Origin of the sequence: Rhodococcus sp. Chr-9 (genome assembly GCF_000801125.1) — a bacterium.
GTDB classification, from domain to species: domain Bacteria; phylum Actinomycetota; class Actinomycetes; order Mycobacteriales; family Mycobacteriaceae; genus Rhodococcus; species Rhodococcus pyridinivorans.
Genome location: NZ_JTIZ01000122.1, coordinates 501,603 through 522,409 on the forward strand (window position 1 = coordinate 501,603; position 20,807 = coordinate 522,409).

17 protein-coding genes are annotated in these 20,807 nt (G+C 70.1%); 16 read left to right on the plus strand and 1 reads right to left on the minus strand.

The window, feature by feature from the left end; all coding sequences use genetic code 11:
- Window positions 1-25: 25 nt before the first annotated feature.
- The 9 genes from carA (at window position 26) to QR64_RS21520 (ending at window position 11,803) form a co-directional block, all read left to right on the plus strand.
- Window positions 26-1,210 (plus strand): glutamine-hydrolyzing carbamoyl-phosphate synthase small subunit, encoded by a 1,185-nt coding sequence (gene carA, locus QR64_RS21480; protein WP_039587127.1) that lies wholly within the window; start codon window positions 26-28, stop codon window positions 1,208-1,210.
- Window positions 1,210-4,554 carry a carbamoyl-phosphate synthase large subunit gene (carB, locus tag QR64_RS21485; RefSeq protein WP_039587129.1) on the plus strand — a complete coding sequence of 1,115 codons (3,345 nt, stop codon included), beginning with the start codon at window positions 1,210-1,212 and terminating at the stop codon, window positions 4,552-4,554. Before carA ends, carB begins: the two co-directional genes overlap by 1 nt.
- Window positions 4,551-5,393, plus strand: a complete 843-nt coding sequence (gene pyrF / locus QR64_RS21490; protein ID WP_039587130.1) for an orotidine-5'-phosphate decarboxylase — start codon at window positions 4,551-4,553, stop codon at window positions 5,391-5,393. Before carB ends, pyrF begins: the two co-directional genes overlap by 4 nt.
- A 429-nt stretch (window positions 5,394-5,822) precedes the next feature.
- Entirely contained in the window at window positions 5,823-6,143 is a 321-nt protein-coding gene (mihF, locus tag QR64_RS21495) for an integration host factor, actinobacterial type (RefSeq protein WP_006551450.1), read from the plus strand.
- A 64-nt stretch (window positions 6,144-6,207) separates the two neighbouring features.
- Entirely contained in the window at window positions 6,208-6,759 is a 552-nt protein-coding gene (gene gmk, locus QR64_RS21500) for a guanylate kinase (RefSeq protein ID WP_039587131.1), read from the plus strand.
- A 76-nt stretch (window positions 6,760-6,835) separates the two neighbouring features.
- Entirely contained in the window at window positions 6,836-7,138 is a 303-nt protein-coding gene (rpoZ, locus tag QR64_RS21505; RefSeq protein ID WP_006551452.1) for a DNA-directed RNA polymerase subunit omega, read from the plus strand.
- On the plus strand, window positions 7,135-8,418 hold the full coding sequence (gene coaBC, locus QR64_RS21510; RefSeq protein ID WP_039587133.1) for a bifunctional phosphopantothenoylcysteine decarboxylase/phosphopantothenate--cysteine ligase CoaBC: 1,284 nt from the start codon (window positions 7,135-7,137) through the stop codon (window positions 8,416-8,418). Before rpoZ ends, coaBC begins: the two co-directional genes overlap by 4 nt.
- 134 nt (window positions 8,419-8,552) lie before the next feature.
- Window positions 8,553-9,767, plus strand: a complete 1,215-nt coding sequence (gene metK / locus QR64_RS21515) for a methionine adenosyltransferase (protein ID WP_039587135.1) — start codon at window positions 8,553-8,555, stop codon at window positions 9,765-9,767.
- Window positions 9,768-9,784: 17 nt separating this feature from the next.
- Entirely contained in the window at window positions 9,785-11,803 is a 2,019-nt protein-coding gene (locus QR64_RS21520) for a primosomal protein N' (RefSeq protein ID WP_039587137.1), read from the plus strand.
- A 37-nt stretch (window positions 11,804-11,840) separates the two neighbouring features.
- On the opposite strand, the gene QR64_RS21525 is transcribed toward QR64_RS21520, so the two are convergent.
- A complete protein-coding gene (locus QR64_RS21525) occupies window positions 11,841-12,347 on the minus strand; it encodes a hemerythrin domain-containing protein (protein ID WP_230826299.1) in 507 nt (168 codons plus the stop codon).
- Window positions 12,348-12,733: 386 nt separating this feature from the next.
- Here QR64_RS21525 and QR64_RS21530 point away from each other — a divergent pair, with 386 nt between their 5' ends.
- From QR64_RS21530 to QR64_RS21565, 7 genes are all read left to right on the plus strand, one after another.
- Window positions 12,734-13,765: an esterase/lipase family protein gene (locus QR64_RS21530; RefSeq protein WP_039587138.1), complete on the plus strand. Its 1,032-nt coding sequence runs from the start codon at window positions 12,734-12,736 to the stop codon at window positions 13,763-13,765.
- 183 nt (window positions 13,766-13,948) lie between these two features.
- Complete coding sequence (fmt, locus tag QR64_RS21535; RefSeq protein WP_024100791.1) at window positions 13,949-14,869, plus strand: methionyl-tRNA formyltransferase; 921 nt, start codon at window positions 13,949-13,951, stop codon at window positions 14,867-14,869.
- Window positions 14,866-16,347, plus strand: a complete 1,482-nt coding sequence (locus tag QR64_RS21540; RefSeq protein ID WP_039587139.1) for an RsmB/NOP family class I SAM-dependent RNA methyltransferase — start codon at window positions 14,866-14,868, stop codon at window positions 16,345-16,347. Before fmt ends, QR64_RS21540 begins: the two co-directional genes overlap by 4 nt.
- Before the next feature lie 104 nt (window positions 16,348-16,451).
- Window positions 16,452-17,348 (plus strand): sensor histidine kinase, encoded by an 897-nt coding sequence (locus QR64_RS21550; protein WP_235367265.1) that lies wholly within the window; start codon window positions 16,452-16,454, stop codon window positions 17,346-17,348.
- Window positions 17,345-18,007 (plus strand): response regulator transcription factor, encoded by a 663-nt coding sequence (locus QR64_RS21555; protein WP_006551461.1) that lies wholly within the window; start codon window positions 17,345-17,347, stop codon window positions 18,005-18,007. The genes QR64_RS21550 and QR64_RS21555 overlap by 4 nt, the downstream gene beginning before the upstream one ends.
- Entirely contained in the window at window positions 18,004-19,506 is a 1,503-nt protein-coding gene (locus QR64_RS21560) for an SLC13 family permease (protein ID WP_006551462.1), read from the plus strand. Before QR64_RS21555 ends, QR64_RS21560 begins: the two co-directional genes overlap by 4 nt.
- A 62-nt stretch (window positions 19,507-19,568) precedes the next feature.
- Window positions 19,569-20,804 (plus strand): glycerate kinase, encoded by a 1,236-nt coding sequence (locus QR64_RS21565; protein ID WP_039587141.1) that lies wholly within the window; start codon window positions 19,569-19,571, stop codon window positions 20,802-20,804.
- The last annotated feature ends 3 nt before the right edge of the window (window positions 20,805-20,807 follow it).

Sequence of the window (20,807 nt, forward strand, 5' to 3'; positions counted from 1 at the left end):
CGGTCGATAAGAACGGAGACAACGCATGAGCGGCAGAACATTCGGCGGCGGCACGGCTGTGCTGGTCCTCGAGGACGGACGGGTCTTCCGCGGCATCCCCTTCGGTGCGGTCGGACAGACCCTCGGCGAGGCCGTCTTCAGCACGGGCATGACCGGCTACCAGGAGACCCTCACCGATCCCAGCTACCACCGGCAGATCGTGGTGGCCACGGCACCGCAGATCGGCAACACCGGCTGGAACCACGAGGACAACGAGTCCGTCGGCCCCACCGGCGATCACGCCGAGTCCAAGATCTGGGTGGCCGGCTTCATCGTCCGCGACCCCTCGCGTCGAGTGTCGAGCTGGCGCGCCACCGGCTCGCTGCAGGACGAACTCGAGCGGCAGAACATCGTGGGTCTGGCGGGCATCGACACCCGCGCACTCGTGCGGCACCTGCGCACCCGCGGTTCGATGCGCGCCGGGATCTTCTCCGGCGACGCCCTCGCCTGGAAGGGTGACGACCTCGACATCGACGTCCTGCTCGACCGTGTGAAGAGCCAGCCCTCGATGCTCGGCGCCGACCTCGCCGGCGAGGTGAGCACCTCCTCCGGTTACGTCGTCGAACCGACCGACGGCGAGGCCCGCTTCACCGTCGCGGCCATCGACCTCGGCATCAAGACCAACACCCCGCGCATGTTCGCCCAGCGCGGCATCCGCGTGCACGTGCTGCCGTCCACCGCGACGCTGCACGACATCCTCGACCTGAAGGCCGACGGCGTCTTCCTGTCCAACGGGCCGGGCGACCCGGCGACCGCCGACGGCGCGGTGCACCTGACCAAGGAGGTGCTCGGCCAGGGTCTGCCCCTGTTCGGCATCTGCTTCGGCAACCAGATCCTCGGCCGCGCGCTCGGCCTGGGCACCTACAAGATGAAGTTCGGTCACCGCGGCATCAACATCCCGGTGGTCGAGCACGAGACCGGCCGCATCGCGATCACCGCGCAGAACCACGGGTTCGCGCTCGAAGGCGAGGCCGGCCAGGAGTTCGACACCCCGTTCGGTCGCGCGGTCGTCAGCCACACCTGCGCCAACGACGGTGCGGTCGAGGGCGTCAAGCTCCTCGACGGCCGTGCCTTCTCCGTGCAGTACCACCCCGAAGCGGCGGCCGGACCGCACGACGCCGCCTACCTGTTCGATCGTTTCACCCGCATGCTCGAGGGAGAGAAGAACTGATGCCACGCCGTACCGACCTCTCCCACGTCCTGGTCATCGGGTCCGGCCCGATCGTCATCGGACAGGCCTGTGAGTTCGACTACTCGGGCACCCAGGCGTGCCGGGTGCTCCGCGAGGAGGGCCTGCGCGTCTCCCTGGTCAACTCGAACCCGGCCACGATCATGACCGACCCCGAGTTCGCCGACTCGACCTACATCGAGCCGATCACCGCCGACTACGTCGAGAAGGTCATCGCGACCGAGCAGGCCAACGGCACCCCGATCGACGCGGTGCTCGCGACCCTCGGCGGCCAGACCGCCCTCAACACCGCTGTCGCCCTGTCCGAGCGCGGCATCCTCGACAAGTACGACGTCGAACTCATCGGCGCCGACTTCGACGCGATCCAGCGCGGCGAGGATCGGCAGAAGTTCAAGGACATCGTCGCCAAGTGCGGTGGCGAGTCCGCCCGCTCGGCCGTCTGCTACACGATGGACGAAGTCCGCGCGACCGTCGCAGAACTCGGCTTCCCGGTCGTCGTGCGCCCCTCGTTCACGATGGGTGGCCTCGGCTCCGGCATGGCCTACGACGACGCCGACCTCGAGCGCATCGCCGGCGGCGGCCTCGCGGCCTCGCCCACCGCGAACGTGCTCATCGAGGAGTCCATCCTCGGCTGGAAGGAATACGAGCTCGAGCTCATGCGCGACGGCGCCGACAACGTCGTCATCGTCTGCTCGATCGAGAACGTCGACCCGGTCGGTGTGCACACCGGCGACTCGGTGACCGTCGCTCCCGCGATGACCCTCACCGACCGCGAGTACCAGAAGATGCGCGACCTCTCGATCGCCATCCTGCGCGAGGTCGGTGTCGACACCGGCGGCTGCAACATCCAGTTCGCGATGGATCCGCGCGACGGCCGGCTCGTCGTCATCGAGATGAACCCGCGCGTGTCGCGGTCGTCGGCACTCGCGTCGAAGGCCACCGGCTACCCGATCGCGAAGATGGCCGCCAAGCTCGCCATCGGCTACACGCTCGACGAGATCGTCAACGACATCACCAAGGAGACCCCGGCCTGCTTCGAACCGAGCCTCGACTACGTCGTGGTCAAGGCCCCGCGGTTCGCCTTCGAGAAGTTCCCCGGCGCCGACGGCACTCTCACCACCACCATGAAGTCGGTCGGTGAGGCCATGTCGATCGGCCGCAACTTCTCCGAGGCCTTCGGCAAGGTGCTGCGCTCGCTCGAGACGAAGTCCGCGGGCTTCTGGACGGGCCCCGAGATCGAGGGCACTCTCGACGAGATCCTCGAGGAGATCCGCACCCCCACGGACGGCCGGTTCTACCGGATCGCCCGGGCCCTGGAGCTCGGTGCGACCGTCGAGCAGCTCTTCGACGCCACGAAGATCGACCCGTGGTTCCTCGAGCAGTTCGCGCACATCGTCGAGCTGGGCCAGGACGTCCGCAACGCCGAGCAGTTCGGTGCCACCGAGCTGCGCTACGCCAAGCACCACGGCTTCTCCGACCGGCAGATCGCGGCCCTGCGCCCGGCGCAGTTCGCCTCCGAGGACGAGGTGCGCGCCCTGCGTCAGGAGCTCGGCATCCACCCGGTCTACAAGACCGTGGACACCTGCGCCGCCGAGTTCGAGGCCAAGACGCCGTACCACTACTCGACCTACGAGCTCGACCCCGCGGCCGAGTCCGAGGTCGCGGAGCAGCGCGACAAGCCCAAGGTGCTCATCCTCGGCTCCGGCCCGAACCGCATCGGTCAGGGCATCGAGTTCGACTACTCGTGCGTCCATGCCGCGCTGACGCTGTCGGAGGCCGGCTACGAGACCGTGATGGTCAACTGCAACCCCGAGACGGTCTCGACCGACTACGACACCGCCGATCGCCTGTACTTCGAGCCGCTGACCTTCGAGGACGTCCTCGAGGTCTACCGCGCCGAGTGCGAGTCCGGCACCGTCGCCGGCGTCATCGTCCAGCTGGGCGGCCAGACCCCGCTCGGCCTGGCGCGTCGCCTGAAGGCCGCCGGGGTGCCGATCGTCGGTACCTCGCCCGAGGCCATCGACCTCGCGGAAGATCGCGGTGAGTTCGGGCGCGTGCTCGAGGAGGCCGACCTGCCGGCCGCGAAGTACGGCACGGCCACCACCTTCGAGGGTGCGCGCGAGATCGCCGCCGGCATCGGATACCCGGTGTTGGTGCGCCCGTCCTACGTGCTCGGTGGTCGCGGCATGGAGATCGTCTACGACGAGAAGGCGCTCGAGACCTACATCTCCAACGCCACCGAGATCTCCGACGACCGCCCCGTGCTCGTCGACCGCTTCCTCGACGACGCCGTCGAGATCGACGTCGACGCGCTGTGCGACGGCACCGACGTGTACATCGGCGGGATCATGGAGCACATCGAGGAGGCCGGCATCCACTCCGGCGACTCGGCCTGTGCACTGCCGCCGATCACTCTGGGCCGCGCCGACATCGAGAACGTGCGCCGCTCGACGGCCGCGCTCGCGAAGGGCATCGGCGTCAAGGGCCTGCTCAACGTCCAGTACGCGCTCAAGGACGACATCCTCTACGTCCTCGAGGCGAACCCCCGTGCCTCCCGAACGGTGCCGTTCGTCTCCAAGGCGACCGCGGTGCAGCTCGCCAAGGCCTGCGCCCGGGTGATGCTCGGCGAGTCCATCGCCGAGCTGCGTGCCGCGGGCATCCTCCCGGCCGAGGGCGACGGCAGCGACATTCCGCTCGACGCACCGGTCGCGGTGAAGGAAGCGGTGCTGCCCTTCAACCGGTTCCGGCGTGCCGACGGCACGGGCATCGACACCCTGCTCAGCCCGGAGATGAAGTCCACCGGTGAGGTCATGGGCCTCGACGACGACTTCGGAACCGCGTTCGCGAAGAGCCAGACCGCCGCCTACGGTTCCCTGCCGACCTCCGGCACGGTCTTCGTCTCGCTCGCGAACAAGGACAAGCGGTCGATGATCTTCCCGGTCAAGCACCTCGCCGACCTGGGCTTCCACATCATGGCCACCGTGGGAACAGCAGAAGTGCTGCGCCGCAACGGTGTTCCGTGCGAGCAGGTCTACAAGGTCTCCGGCGAGGACAAGCCGGAAGGCGCACTCGACGTCGTCGACCGTATCCGCGCCGGCGATGTGGACATGGTCATCAACACCCCTTGGGGCAACGCCGGTCCGCGCGTGGACGGTTACGAGATCCGCAGCGCGGCGGTCGCCGCGAACATCCCGTGCGTCACCACGGTGCAGGGTGCCTCCGCGGCCGTGCAGGGTATCGAGGCGGCACTGCGCGGTGAGATCGGAGTCAGCTCGATCCAGCGGATGCACGCGCGGTTGCGCGGCGTACCCGCCGAACAGGCGTGACACCCTTCGGGCAGCGACTCGCGGACGCTCTCGGGCGCCGCGGGCCGCTGTGCGTGGGCATCGACCCGCACCCGGGGCTCCTCACTGCGTGGGGGCTCGGCGACGACGTCGACGGCCTGGCCCGGTTCAGTGAACTGTGCGTCGAGGCCTTCGGCGACACCGTCGCGGTCGTCAAGCCGCAGGTGGCGTTCTTCGAGGCCTACGGCTCCGCCGGTCTCGCGGTGCTCGAACGCACCATCGCCGACCTGGGGGATGCGGGGGTGCTCGTCCTCGCGGACGCCAAGCGCGGGGACATCGGCTCCACGATGGACGCCTATGCGCGCACCTGGCTGTCGGACGGCTCTCCGCTGTGCTCGGACGCGGTGACCGTCTCCCCGTACCTGGGGTTCGGTTCGCTCGCCCCGGCGCTCGATCTGGCCGCCGGAACGGGCCGCGGGGTGTTCGTGCTCGCGGCGACCTCCAATCCCGAGGGTGCCCAGTTCCAGCGCGCGCGGCTCGACGACGGGCGCACCGTCGCGCAGGCCGTGGTGGACGAGTGCGCTGATCGCAACAGCGCTGCCCGCACGGACGGGGCCGCAGGGCTCGGCTCCGTGGGTGTGGTGGTCGGTGCGACCCTTACCGAGGCACCGCACCTGTCCGACCTTCACGGGCCTATCCTGATGCCCGGAGTAGGGGCCCAGGGCGGCACCGCCGACGACGTGCGACGACTCGCAGGCGACCACCTGCGCGCGGTCGTGCCCAACGTCTCACGCGACGTGCTGCGGGCCGGCCCGTCCGTCGCCGACCTGCGGGCCGCCGTCACCCGCACGCTGGACGGCTTCGCCTTCCTGACGGACTGAGACGTTCGACTCTCGTGCCCGGATCGCCACGCGCGGTCCGGGCACGAGTCGTACATACCGCTCGTATGCACTCTGACCTGCGCTCGGAGTGGCGCGACACGCGGAATGGGAAAAAAATTTCTCGGCCCGCCGAGGCGCCGGAACAGTGGGCCGGTGAGTAGGGGAGCCGCCCGACCCGATGCGTCCCCCTCCGTCGCAGCAGATTACCGGTGACCTGGGGTTTTTCTCTGTTGGGGCAGTTCGTGGCGATGCCTGGACGCCGATCGGGGGGTGTGGGATCCACTGCGGGAACGGCGTGCACTACCGCACGGATTTTCGAGCGGATCGCCGGGGGGTGGGTTCGCATTCGTCGGTGGTCGTGAGTACGGTCGCTATCGCCGCTGGTTACAGCGGTGAAGACTCGAAAGCCAACGATGAGACGGAGGAACCGTGGCCCTTCCCCAGCTGACCGATGAGCAGCGCGCCGCTGCTCTGGAGAAGGCGGCTGCTGCCCGTCGTGCCCGGGCTGAGCTCAAGGAGCGCCTCAAGCGCGGCGGCACCGACCTCAAGCAGGTGCTCAAGGACGCCGAGAACGACGAGATCCTCGGCAAGATGAAGGTGTCGGCTCTGCTCGAGGCCCTGCCGAAGGTCGGCAAGGTCAAGGCGCAGGAAATCATGACCGAGCTGGAGATCGCCCCGACCCGCCGTCTGCGCGGCCTCGGCGACCGTCAGCGCAAGGCCCTGCTCGCCAGGTTCGATTTCGACGCCTGAGCACGTGGTAGCTGACGCACGACCCGTGACGGACAGCGCACCCGCAACGCGGAGGGGCCGGCTGGTGGTACTGGCCGGACCCTCCGCGGTGGGTAAGTCGACCGTCGTACGCCTTCTGCGGAGCCGGATCCCGGATCTGCACTTCAGTGTCTCGGCCACCACCCGGGACCCGCGACCGGGCGAGGTGGACGGAGTGGACTACCACTTCGTCGGCCGCGCCGAGTTCGACCGGATGATCGAAGCCGGCGAACTGCTCGAATGGGCCGACATCCACGGCGGCCTGCAGCGATCGGGCACGCCGGCCAAGCCGGTGCTCGACGCACTCGCCGAGGGACATCCGGTGCTCGTGGAGGTCGACCTCGCGGGTGCGCGGGCCGTCCGTGCAGCGATGCAGGACGCAGTCCTCGCCTTCCTCGCCCCGCCCAGTTGGGAGGTGCTCGTCGAGCGCCTCACCGGCCGAGGCACCGAAACCGACGAGGTCGTCGCTCGCAGGCTCGATACCGCCCGCAGCGAACTGGCCGCGCAGGACGAGTTCGATGTCGTGATCATCAACGACGATGTCGACCGGGCTTGCGATGAATTGGTATCCTTGTTGGTTGGACCCGGAGCCGACTGATCCGTCCGCGCCTCGAGCGCGTCCGGCTGCCGGTTCCGGCGCCCTCCCATCCCGCGACATCTCAGGAGAACACCGAGTGAGCAGCATCCAGGCAGCCGCGACCGACCTCGAGGGCAACACCCTTCCGGTCTACGACACCCCCACGGGTATCACCAACCCGCCTATCGACGAGCTGCTCGAGCGCGCCTCCTCGAAGTACGCGCTGGTGATCTACGCCGCCAAGCGGGCACGCCAGATCAACGACTACTACAACCAGCTCGGCGACGGCATCCTCGAGTACGTCGGCCCCCTCGTGGAGCCGGGTCTGCAGGAGAAGCCGCTGTCGATCGCCCTGCGCGAGATCCACTCGGATCTGCTCGAGCACACCGAAGGCGAGTGAGCAACCCCGCTTCGAGCGGCGAGGCCGGATCCGTGCAGCGCCGCCGCATCGTCGTCGGTGTCGCCGGTGGCATCGCCGCCTACAAGTCCTGCGCACTGATCCGTGCCTTCACCGAGAGCGGACACCACGTGCGGGTCGTCCCGACGGAGTCCGCCCTCGAATTCGTCGGGCGCGCCACCTTCGAGGCGCTCTCCGGCAATCCCGTGCAGACCGGGGTGTTCGCCGAGGTGCCGCAGGTGCAGCACGTCCGGCTCGGGCAGGAGGCCGACCTCGTCGTCATCGCTCCGGCCACCGCCGACCTCATGGCACGGGCGGTCGCGGGTCGCGCCGACGACCTCCTCACGGCCACCCTGCTCACCGCGCGGTGCCCCGTGATGTTCGTGCCCGCGATGCACACCGAGATGTGGGAGCATCCCGCGACCGTCGACAACGTCGCGACGCTGCGTCGCCGCGGTGCCGTGGTCGTCGAACCGGCCTCGGGTCGGCTGACAGGCAAGGACACCGGTGCCGGGCGCATGCCCGAACCCGACGAGATCTTCAATCTGGCCTCCTTGCTGCTCGAGCGGGCCGACGCGCTGCCCCGCGACCTCGTCGGTCGCCGCATCGTCGTGTCCGCCGGCGGTACCCGCGAGCCCCTCGACCCGGTGCGCTTCCTCGGCAACCGGTCGTCCGGCAAGCAGGGCTACGCGCTCGCCCGTCTCGCCGCCCAACGCGGCGCCGACGTCACGCTCGTCGCCGGCAGCATCGCGGGGCTCGACGACCCGGCCGCGGTCGATGTCGTGCGGGTCCAGACGGCCGCGCAGATGCAGGACGCCGTCGCCAAGCACGCCTCGGGTGCGGACGCGGTCATCATGTCCGCGGCCGTCGCCGATTTCCGGCCCTCCACCTTCGCGACCAGCAAGATCAAGAAGGGTGAGGGCGAGCCCGACTCCATCGCGCTGACGAAGAACGACGACATCCTCGCCGGTCTCGTCCGAGCGCGTGCCGAAGGCGGTCTGTCCGTCGAGACGGTCATCGTCGGGTTCGCAGCGGAGACCGGCGACGAACACGGAGACGTGCTCACCTACGCCCGCGAGAAGCTCGCCCGCAAGGGATGCGATCTCCTCGTCGTCAATGCCGTCGGCGAAGGTAAGGCCTTCGAGGTCGACGACAACAACGGCTGGTTGCTGTCCGCGGACGGTTCGGAAACCGCCCTCGCCCACGGGTCGAAGGCCCTCATGGCCAGCCGCGTGCTCGACGCGCTGGGACCTCTGCTGGCGGAACGCAGCAGAATCGGGTGATTTCAATACTCGCGCCGACGCCTGCGGAGCAGTAGCGTCGGCACTGCGATCGGGTCCTGCCGACCCGATCGGGGAGCGCATGCTCCATACGGTTTGTCCGTCCAGCGCCTGGCGCACAGTCGAGAGGGAGTTTCGTGAGCAAGACCGGCGGTCGTCTTTTCACCAGTGAGTCCGTGACCGAAGGGCATCCGGACAAGATCTGTGACGCGATCAGCGACTCGGTTCTCGACGCGCTCCTCACCGAGGATCCTCGTGCCCGGGTAGCGGTGGAAACCCTCGTCACCACGGGCCAGGTGCACGTGGTCGGTGAGGTCACCACCTCGGCATACGCCGACATCCCCAAGATCGTTCGCGATCGGGTGCTCGAGATCGGCTACGACTCGTCGTCGAAGGGCTTCGACGGCAACTCCTGCGGTGTCAACATCGCGATCGGCGCGCAGTCGCCCGAGATCGCCGGCGGCGTCGACGTCTCGCACGAGGCGCGCAGCGGTGTGCTCACCGACGACGAGGTCGCCCGCCAGGGCGCCGGCGACCAAGGCCTGATGTTCGGCTACGCCTGCTCCGATACGCCCGAACTCATGCCGCTGCCGATCTCCCTCGCACATCGCCTGTCGCGCCGGCTCACCGAGGTCCGCAAGTCGGGGGTTCTGCCGTACCTGCGTCCCGACGGCAAGACCCAGGTCACCATCGAGTACGACGGCGACAAGCCCGTCCGGCTCGACACGATCGTCATCTCGACGCAGCACGCCGCCGACATCGATCTGAACAACCTGCTCACGCCGGATCTGCGCACCCACGTCGTCGACGCGGTACTCGCCGACCCGAACCTGGCCGATCTCGACACGGCCGATGTGCGTCTGCTGGTCAACCCGTCCGGATCGTTCGTCCTCGGCGGCCCGATGGGCGACGCCGGCCTCACCGGCCGCAAGATCATCGTCGACACCTACGGCGGCATGGCCCGCCACGGTGGTGGCGCGTTCTCCGGCAAGGATCCGTCGAAGGTCGACCGTTCGGCCGCCTACGCGATGCGCTGGGTCGCCAAGACCGCCGTCGCCGCCGGTCTCGCCGACCGCATCGAGGTGCAGGTCGCCTACGCGATCGGCAAGGCTGCTCCGGTGGGTCTGTTCGTCGAGACCTTCGGCACCGAGAAGACCGGCCCGGCCCGCATCCAGCAGGCCATCGGCGAGGTCTTCGACCTGCGCCCGGGAGCGATCATCCGTGACCTCGACCTGCTGCGCCCGATCTACGCGCAGACCGCTGCGTACGGCCACTTCGGCCGTACCGACATCGACCTGCCGTGGGAGAACACCGACCGCGCCGACAAGCTGCGCGCGGCCGCCGGTCTGTAGATTCCGATCGGGCCCGGGTGGCTGCTGATTTCGACGCCGCCGAGGTCGATCCGGTTGCGCGGGTTCTCCCGCTGCTACCGGTTCCGCACCTCGACCGGGAGTTCGACTACCTGATCCCGCGCGACCTGGACGCGGACGCCCGTCCGGGCGTCCGCGTCCGCGTCCGCTTCGCCGGACGTCTCGTCGACGGTTTCCTGCTCGCACGCGCCGCGACGAGCGATCACACCGGCAAGCTCGGCCGACTCGACCGCGTCGTCTCGTCCGAGCAGGTCCTCACGCCCGAGATCGCTGCTCTGGCAGAGGAAGTCGCGACCCGCTATGCCGGGACCCGGGCCGACGTGCTGCGTCTGGCGGTACCTCCGCGACACGCACGTGTCGAAGCCGAGGCGTCGCGCCCACCGGAACCTCCGCCTGTTCCGGAGATCGATCCTGCCGCGTGGGGCCGGTACCGGCACGGCGAGAACTTCCTCGAAGCGCTCGGCGGCGGCCGCGCCCCGCGCGCGTCCTGGCAGGCGCTGCCCGGTGAGGATTGGCCCCGACGGCTCGCCGAACTCGCCGCACTGACCCTCGCCTCGGGGAAGGCGGCCGTGCTCGTCGTTCCCGACCAGCGTGACCTCGACCGTCTCGTGAAGGCGTGTGCAGACGTCGCCGGGGCCGATCACGTCGTCGGCCTCGCCGCCGGCCTCGGACCGGCCGAACGGTATCGACGCTGGCTTGCGGCGCTGCGCGGATCCGCGCGCATCGTCGTCGGGACCCGGGCCGCCGTCTTCGCCCCGACCCCCGATCTCGGGCTCCTCGTGGTGTGGGACGACGGCGACGACCTGCACTGCGAACCACGGTCCCCGTATCCGCACGCCCGCGAAGTGGCTGCTCTGCGCGCCCACGCGGTCGGTGCCGCCATCGTGATCGCCGGGCACGCCCGCACCGCGGAGACCCAGGCGCTCGTCGAGGCCGGCTGGGCACACGATCTCGTGGCACCCCGCGACGTCGTACGGGCGTGCGCGCCGAAGGTCACGGCCCTCGCCGACAGCGACCACGCACTCGCACGGGATCCGGCCGCGCGTGCCGCGCGACTGCCTGCCATCGCGTTCGCCGCCGCCCGATCCGCTCTCGCGGTCGACCGCCCGGTGCTCGTGCAGGTACCGCGGCGCGGATACGTGCCCGCGCTCGCGTGCGGAAAGTGCCGGGCACCCGCCCGCTGCCGGCACTGCAACGGCCCGCTCGCACTGCCCACGGCGGCCGGTCCCGACGGTGCCGCGATCCCGGCATGCCGCTGGTGCGGTGTCGCCGATGCGCGTCACCGCTGCCACGCGTGCGGCGCGCGCTCGTTGCGGGCCGTGGTGGTCGGGGCGGCCCGCACCGCCGAAGAACTGGGCCGCGCCTTTCCGGGCGTGCCGGTCGTGACCTCCGGCGGCAACGACGTCAAGCACACCGTGCCCGGTTCGGCGTCGCTCGTCGTCTCCACCGTGGGCGCCGAACCCGTCGCCGAGGGCGGTTACGGGGCGGCGCTGCTCCTGGACGGGTGGGCCCTGCTCGGCCGTGCCGATCTGCGCGCCACCGAGGAGGCGATGCGCCGCTGGCTCACCGCATCGGCGCTCGTACGGTCGTTCGCCGACGGGGGACAGGTCGTGGTCGTCGCCGATTCCGGGATCCCCACCGTGCAGGCACTCGTGCGTTGGGATCCCGTGGGACACGCCCAGTCCGAGGTCTCCGAACGAGCCGAGGTCGGTTTCCCGCCCGCGGTCCACATGGCCGCGATCGACGGGTCGTCCGCGGCGGTCGCCGAACTGCTCGAGGCCACACACCTGCCCGATGGAGCCGAGGTGCTCGGGCCCGTGCCGCTCCCGCCGGGGCAACGACTGCCGTTCGGATCCGAAGGACCCGAACCGGAGGACGTGCACCGGATGATCGTGCGGGTCGCACGCGAGCGCGGTCGCGCACTCGGTCGCGCCCTGCGCGACGCCCAGGCCACCCGCACGGCGCGTCGCGCGGACGGTCCGCTGCGGGTTCAGGTGGATCCGCCGCGTATCGGCTGACCCGGCCGCGGAGGGGGCGCGGATCTCCGCTGCCGGCCTAGGCCGCTTTCGGAATCGGTTGCGACGGAATGGGTGCGGCGTCCGTACCCTTCCACAGCGCCGCGAAGTCGTGGCGATGTCGAATGTCCAGGATGCGCAGCAGGACGAAACGCGGTACGGGCGGCACGAGGTGCACGACGTGATCGCGCGAGGAGTCGTCGAGACCGTCGATGAGCCAGTTCCCTTCCTTGCCGAGCTGCTGCATCCCCTTCGGCTCGATACTGAACTCCTGGTCCCACGCGCGCCACTGCGCGTCGGTGATGCTGGTCGGGACCAGTGTCATCATCTCCCGCTCCTCACGTTCGAGATGGGGGAGCAGAACCTCGGACAAGCGGGACAGTGCTGCACCGAGTGCTTCGCCGGAGCCGGGGTGGTCGGCGCGGAGATCGCGTGCCGCCTCCTCGACTGGGGCGATCGCAGGCTCGATGGTGCGGTGGTCGGCGTTCATCCTCTCCACGAGCGGTGCCGCGTCGGGATTGCACTGCACCACGGGGATAGAGCCCACGGTCCTCGGACCAGTGGTGATGGTGAAGGAAATCCATCATCCACAACACGTGGTGGGCGAGAGCCACTCGGTGGGTCTGCTGCCATGTCTTCGTCGAGGTGGCGACCTCGATGCGGAGGAGGGGCGCGGCGGAGGGCGGAGTGCGCGATTCCCATGATTCGGGTATCGGCGGATCCGTCGGGATCGGTGGAGTGTCCGTCGACGGAGGCTGTTCCCAGTGTCGATCCGGCGTGGACCGAGAGCAAGTCCCGCCGGCTGCTGCCGTACATACGGACGACAGCGACACGCGTTGCCGGGGATATTATTTGTCACAGTAACGGAGCCGGTGATTGTGACCGATCTACTTCCGTAGGTGCCGGGGAGGCGCAGGAGGAGAGGGCGGACGAATGGGTGCCGGGCGGAGTGTCGGTGGTGTCGTCGGAGCGTGTGTCGTCGCGATGCTGACTGTGGGTGCAGCGGCACTGACTGTGGGCGCAGCGGCGGCGCAGCCGCTCCCGTCCGACGACGGACCGATCCTCGGTCTCGGGGAAGGGTCGTACAGCAGCGTGCCCGTCCCGGCGGGACCGGTGGCCACCGGGCACGCCGAAGCGGCCGAATACGCCGAGAACAACCCCGATGTCGCCCCCGCCGGTAGCAACGACTTCGCGTGCGTGCCGTCCGAGGAGCGCCCTCATCCGGTGGTGCTCGCGCACGGCACCGATTCCAATGCCTACTCCGACTTCGCTGCGCTCTCGCCGCTGCTCGCCGCGTCGGGCTGGTGCGTATTCGCCCTGAACTACGGGTTCGCCGACGGTGCCGAGGATTACGGCACGGGCGACATCCGCGTCTCCGCAGCACAGTTCGGTGAGTTCGTCACCGAGGTCCTCGACGCGACCGGTGCGGAGGAGGTCGACGTCGTCGGCTACTCACAGGGAGCCACGGTGGCCCGCTACTACATCAACGAACTCGGGGGTGGCGAGGTCGTCGACCGGTGGGTGGGGATCGCGTCGCCGAGCTACGGAGGCACCTTCTACGGCATCGGGGCCGCCGTCGCCGCGCTGCCCGGAGCGACCGACATCGTCGAGGGCGAGTTCTCCGTCGCCCTCGTGCAGCAGCTTCAGGGGTCGGAACTGCTCACCGAACTCAACACACCCACCGACACCGTGCCCGGCGTGCGCTACACGACCATCGGTAGCGAGGTCGACGAGGTCATCCAGCCCGCCGGCAATGTCGCACTCCATGGTGAGGGCGCCGTCAACCACGTGATCCAGGAGCTGTGCCCGCAGGACCTGACCGGTCACTTCAACATGGTCTACGACCCCTTCTCTCTGCAGCTCGCGCGGCACGCGCTCGACCCCGGCCGGTACGCGATCGGGGAGTGCACCACCGTCGCGCTCGGCACCGGTATCCCCGAACTGATCCTCCAGTCCAACACCTGAGCTCCACCCCGTTACGGCAGCGACATCGGTGAAGCGGCTACCCGGCGCGGTGATGCAGGTCGCACGACGTCGACTCCCTAGACTGTGAGAGGTCCTCGCCGTCGAAAACTGGAGCAGCATCCGTGAAATCCCCGCACAGTCCACACGCCGCGCACCCCACCTCCTGCTCGGCGGTGCTCTGACATGCGCGTGGTCTTCGCGGGAACACCGGAACCCGCTGTCCCGTCGCTGCTCCGCCTCATCGAGTCACGCCACGAGGTCGTTGCGGTGGTCACCCGCCCCGACACCACCGCCGGTCGCGGCCGGAAGGTCGTGCGATCCGCCGTGGGGCAGATCGCCGACGAACACGGCATCGAGGTCCTCACGCCGCGCTCTCCGCGCGACCCCGAGTTCGTCGCGCGACTGACCGAACTCGCACCCGACTGCTGCCCCGTGGTGGCCTACGGCGCCCTGATCCCGCAGGACGTCCTGGACATCCCTGTGCACGGATGGGTGAACCTCCATTTCTCGCTGCTGCCCGCCTGGCGCGGCGCGGCGCCCGTGCAGGCGGCGATCGCTGCCGGTGACGAGATCACCGGAGCGAGCACCTTCCGGCTCGAGGCCGGCCTCGACACCGGTCCGGTCTACGGCGTCGTCACCGAGACGATCCGTCCCACCGACACCGCCGGCGACCTGCTCGGCCGCCTCGCCGAGGTCGGTGCGACGCTGCTCGAATCCACCCTCGACGGCCTCGAAGACGGCATCCTCACGCCCGCACCGCAGCCGGCCGACGGTGTCTCGCACGCGCCCAAGGTCACCGTCGAGGCCGCCCAGGTGCAGTGGACACTCCCCGCACACGTCGTCGACCGGCGAATTCGCGCCGTCACGCCCGCTCCGGGTGCGTGGACGATGATCGGCGACCTGCGCGTGAAGATCGGTCCCGTGACGGTGACCGACGAGACCCTCGAACCCGGTGAGCTCGACATCCGCAAGGACGGCGTGCTCGTCGGTACCGCTACCACTGCCGTCCGGCTCGGGACGGTGCAACCGCCCGGGAAGAAGGCGATGACAGCCACGGACTGGGCGCGCGGCGCCCGTCTCGACCCGAAGGTGCGTGCGCGATGAGCGAATCCGGCAGGCCCCCGCGGGGCAAGCGCAATGCCGGAGGACGGAACCCCGCAGGTCGCGGGGGTCGCAGCGGCGGTGGGAAGCCGAACCGCAATCCGGCGTCCGAACACGCCCCCCGACCGTGGAAGCCTCCCGCCGACCCCGCACGTGTCGCCGCGCGGGACGTGCTGCGCGCCGTGCGCGAACGGGACGCCTACGCCAATCTCGTTCTCCCGTCGCTGCTCCGGGAGCGGCATCTCGACGCGCGCGACGCCGCCCTGGCCACCGAGCTCACCTACGGCGCGGCCCGCGCGCGAGGCCTGCTGGACGCCGTGATCGCCGACGCCGCGAACCGTCCCGTCGGCGAGATCGACGGCGCGCTGCTCGACGTACTGCGTCTGGGTGCCTACCAGTTGCTGCGCACGCGCGTCGCCCCGCACGCCGCTGTCGCCACGAGCGTCGACCTCGTCCGGGCCGAATTCGGATCGGGCCGAGCAGGTTTCGTCAACGCGGTGCTTCGTCGTGTGGGTGAGCGTTCGGAGGAGGAGTGGATCACGCTGCTCGCCCCCGACCCGGACCGCGACCCGGTGGGTCACCTGGCCTTCCGATACGCGCACCCCCTGTGGATCGCGCAAGCGTTCGCCCACGCGCTCGGATCGGATGCCTCCGAACTCGCCGACGTCCTCGCCGCCGACGACGCGCGCCCGATCGTCCACCTCGTCGCCCGGCCCGGGGTTATCACCGCGGAGGAACTCGCGCTCGTCACCGGCGGTGAGCTCGGACCGTGGTCGCCCTATGCGGTGCACCTCGAGCACGGCGACCCCGGCCGCCTCGAACCCGTCCGGGAAGGCATGGCCGCAGTCCAGGACGAAGGCAGCCAGCTCGTCGCACGTGCCCTCACCCTCGCACCCCTCGTCGGCGAGGACCGGGGCCGCTGGCTCGACCTGTGCGCGGGACCGGGCGGAAAGGCGGCGCTGCTCGGCGCCATCGCCGCGATCGACGGGTTCGCCGTCGACGCGGTCGAACCGGTCGACCACCGCGCGGAACTCGTCCGCAAGACCGCGCGCGACCTGCCGGTGACCGTGCACATCGCCGACGGGCGCGAGCCCGGACTCGAACCGGGCTACGACCGGATCCTCGTGGACGCACCCTGCACGGGTCTCGGCGCGTTGCGTCGGCGTCCCGAGGCGCGGTGGCGACGGCAACCCGGCGACGTCGCCGAACTCGTGCGGCTGCAGAAGGAACTGCTCGCATCGGCGATCGGACTGCTGCGTCCCGGTGGTGTGGTGCTCTACTCGACGTGTTCACCGCACGTCTCGGAGACCGTCGCCGTCGTGTCCGACGCGGTGCGCCGCCACGGTGTCGAACAGCTCGACACCCGCGAACTCGTCCCCGGCGTGCCGCAGGTCGGGGAGGGGCCGGGAGTCCAGCTCTGGCCGCACCGCCACGGCACCGACGCCATGTTCATGGCTGCGCTGCGTAAACCCGAGCGCTGATCGCGACCGCCGGACACGGATCGTCGTGTCCGGCGCCGGGAAGATGAAAGTCTTCTCATCCGGTCTTCACGATCGATTCACTCCGGTGCAGGATGCTGTTCTCCATGCCGGTGATGAAACGCATGCTCGTGATCGCAGCGCTGCTGCTGATCCCGGCGGCCCTCGCGTGGGGGAGCCAGGCCCTGACACGACCGGCGGGCTCCCCCGAGATCGGTGATGCATCGGTCACCGTCTCCGTCGTGCCGACCACGACCGAGCCCGCGGCGCCGTCCCCCGGGGCCGAGGCGCCCGAGGTACGACCCGAACCCGAGCAGGAGTCGGCGTCCGCACCGTCGGTCCCCGGCACGCAGACATCCCCGCCTGCCGTCGTGCCGGCCCCGGTTCCCGATCCGGGCTTGCTCGTCCTCGCCAAGGCCGAGCGCCCCGACTTCGTGCAGCGACGACCGGTCGACGTCACCGACCTCATGCTCGACGTCGAGGCCAAGGCGCAGATGCTCGGCACCCGCGACTGGCAGCTCATGGAGATCGCCGAGGGCATGGCCGACATCGACGCCCAACGCGTCACCCAGGCCGTGCTGCAGTACGCGACCAATGCCGTCACGCACACCCACCCTGGGGACGTCATCCAGCTCGGATCCGTCTTCGTCGAGCACAACGGCACCGAGCACCTCCGGATCTGGGTCCGGGACACCGGACCCGGGGTCGCTCCGGACGACGCGGCACGCATCTTCGAACGCTTCCGCCGCGGACGCACCGTCCCCGGTGACCGGCACGGACCCGCCGCCGAACGAGGCGGGGCAGGTCTCGGACTCGCCATCGTCCGCGCCATCGCCGACGCGCACCACGGCTCGGCTTGGGTCGAGAGCGCGGTCGGGCACGGCGCGACCTTCGGCATCGACCTCCCCCTACGAGACCCTGCAGGAACCACCGGCACGACCGGCACGACCGGCACGACCGGTTCCCCCGGTACAGCCGAGACTCGAAGGACCGCATCGCAGTGAGCAGAATCCTCATCGCCGAAGACGACACCCGCATCACCGCCTTCCTCGAGAAGGGGCTGCGCGCAGCGGGATACACCACCACCGACGCCACCGACGGCGAGACCGCCCTGATGCTCGCTCGCAGTGGCGCCTTCGATCTGGTGATCCTCGACATCGGGTTGCCCCGCATGGACGGCTTCACCGTCCTCGAGAGGTTGCGCGGTGAAGGTGTGCGGACCCCCGTGATCGTGCTGACCGCGCGAGACAGCGTCACCGATACCGTCGCGGGGCTCGAGGGCGGTGCCAACGACTATGTGAGCAAACCGTTCCAGTTCGCCGAACTGCTCGCCCGCATCCGGTTGCGCATCGGCGACAGCAGCTCGGCTGCCGATCCGGCAGCGGTGATCCGCGACGGCGACATGGCTCTGGACCTGCGGGCCCGACGCGCCGAGATCGCAGGGGAGAGCGCCGATCTCACCAGCCGCGAGTTCGCCCTGTTCGAGGTCTTCCTGCGTCACCGCGGGCAGGTGCTCTCCCGCGAACAGATCCTCGGGCACGTGTGGGGATACGACTTCGATCCCGCGTCCAACGTCGTCGACGTCTACGTGCGCGCACTGCGCAACAAGATCGGGGGAGACCGGGTCGAGACGATCCGCGGAGCGGGGTACCGGTTGCGATGACCTTCCACGCCACCGTCCCGCCGAGCTCCGTTGCGCCACAGCAGCGTCCGCCGCGCAGACACACCGCCCCGACGCCCGGCCGGATCGTCGCGGTCGGGATACTCGCCGGCACCGTCGGTCTCCTCGTGTATCTCACGCGCACCGACCCCGACCTGACGCCTCCGGCCGCCGTCACCATGATCGTGTTCGTCGTGGCCGTCTGGCTGTGGGTGTTCACGAGGATCGACGACACCTATGTGGCGCTCGGCGCTGCCGCGGCCCTCACGGTCGTCGGGGTCATCGACGCGGAGGCACTGTTCGCGACCCTCGGCGACGACGTCGTGTGGCTCCTGTTGTCCGCTTTCGTGATCGCCTCCGGTGTCGCGTCCTCGGGTTTGGCGACGCGGGGCGCGGCCTTCCTGGTGACGGGGGCGCACAGCCCGCGGGCGCTCGTGCACCTGGTGACGGCTGCGCTGATCGTCACCGCGTTCGCGGTCCCGTCGACCTCCGGTCGCGCCGCACTGGTGCTCCCGGTGTTCGTCGCGCTCGCGACGGTCCTCGCAGACCGGCCACGACTGGTGCGGGCACTCGCGTTGCTCTTCCCCACGGTGATCCTGCTGTCGGCGGTGGCGTCGCTGCTCGGCGCCGGTGCGCACCTGATCACCTCGCAGATCCTCGTCACGGCGACCGGCACCGGATTCGACTTCGCGACCTGGATGATCCTCGGCCTGCCGCTGGCGATCGTCTCGTCGCACGCCGCCGCCGAACTGGTGCTGCTGCTGTTCACCTCCACCGACGATCGGCGCGGACGCCTCACCGTCACCGCCGCCGACATCGGCGCGCAGGCCGACACCCCGGTCTGCGGGCCGCTCTCCGTCGCCGAATCCCGCGCCGCCCTTCTGCTGGTCGTGGTGATGGTGCTGTGGTGCACCGAACCCGTACACGGCATCCACCCGGCGGTGGTGGCGCTGCTCGGTGCGCTCGTCGCGACCTCCCCGCGGTACGGCTCCGTGCGTCTCGCGCCTGCGCTGAAGACCGTGCCGTGGCCTCTGCTGCTGTTCATGGCGGCAACGCTGTCGATCGGTACCGCGCTGACGACGAGCGGCGCGGCGGACTGGCTCGCATCGACGGCTTTCGGCCCGCTCACCTCGCGCGGAGAGGGTGCCGGTCCGTTGTTCGTGGTCGTCGTGGTCGTGATCTCCGCTGCGGCGCACCTGGTCATCCAGTCGCGCTCGGCCCGTTCCGCCGTTCTCGTTCCCGTCGTGGTGGCACTCGCCCCGAGCGCAGGTGTCGATCCGCTCGCCGCGGCCTTCGTCTCGACGGCCGCCGCAGGCTTCTGCCACACCCTGCCGTCGTCGGCCAAGCCCGTGACGCTGTTCGCGGACGTGCCCGGCACATCCACCTACTCGACCTCCGACCTGTTGCGCCTGGCAGCGCGGCTCGGCCCGCTCCTCGCCGCGCTGGTCCTGTTGTTCGCGTGGTTCGTCTGGCCGCTGCTCGGCCTGTCGCTGTTCGTCTGATCCCTGTTCCCTCCCCCGTTGTCCCGTTCCACGGTCTGTCCCGTTTCACGATCGGAGTCGTCATGGCTTTGAAGGTTCCTCATCGCGTGCTCGTCGCACCCAGCGGTTTCAAGGAGAGTCTCGATGCGCGCAGCGTCGCCGCTGCGATCGGTGCGGGAGTCCGCCGGGCTCTGCCGTGCGCCGCCGTCGACCTCGTGCCTGTTCCGGACGGTGGGGAGGGCACCGCCGAGATCCTTGCCGAGGCCACCGGCGGCACGCTCGTCCCGGTCACCGTGACCGGTCCCGTCGGCGAGCCGGTGCGGGCGAGCTGGGCGCGTCTCGGTGGTGTCACCCGCGGGACGGCGGTCGTCGAGATGGCCTCGGCCGCCGGCCTTCGTCTCGTGCCCACCGATCGCCGTGATCCCGGTGCCACCACCACCCGCGGGGTCGGTGAACTCGTTGCCGCGGCACTCGACGACGGCATCCGCCGCATCGTCATCGGCTGCGGCGACTCGGGCACCAGCGACGGCGGAGCCGGGGCACTGCGAGCACTCGGCGCCCGGATCCTCGACGCCGACAGCCACGAACTGCCCGACGGGGGACGGCACCTCGCGCGCGCCGCGCGTCTCGATCTCGACGATCTGCACCCGGCGCTCGCCGACACCGAGATCGTCCTGGCCTGCAACGTCCACAACGTCCTGTGTGGGCCGACCGGTGTCGCTCGGGTCTTCGGCCCGCAGAAGGGCGCGACACCCGCGCAGGTCGAGGAGCTGTCCGCCGCTCTGGAGCGCTGGGCGAAGGTGCTCGAACGGGACGGGCGGGCACACGGGCTGGATGTGCGGTTCGGGGCGGGCACCGGCGCCTCAGGCGGCCTCGGTGCCGGTCTGGCCGCGGGCATCGGCGCCCGGATCGCCTCCCGGTTCGACGTGCTGCTCGACAGCGGCCTGTCCGGTATCGATCTAGACTCCCTGATCGCGCGCGCCGATCTGATCATCACCGCCGAGGGCAGCATCGACGTCCAGACCTCGCGCGGCAAGGTGCCCGCAGAGGTCGCCCGCCGTGCCCAGCGCGCCGGGGTGCCGGTGCTCGCCATCGCCGGGTCGCTCGGCGAGGGGGCGCGCGACGTCCACGACGTCGGAATCGGCGCGATCGCGTCGATCATCCCCGTCCCGATGCGCCTCGAGGACGCCGTCGCCAACGGTCACGACCTGCTCGTCGACGCCGCCGCGCGGTCCATGCGTCTGCTGATGCTCGGCTCCGCCGTGGCGAGTCGCAGCAAGGGCCGGGCGAAGAAGCGCAAGCACCGGGCGGCGGCGTGATGC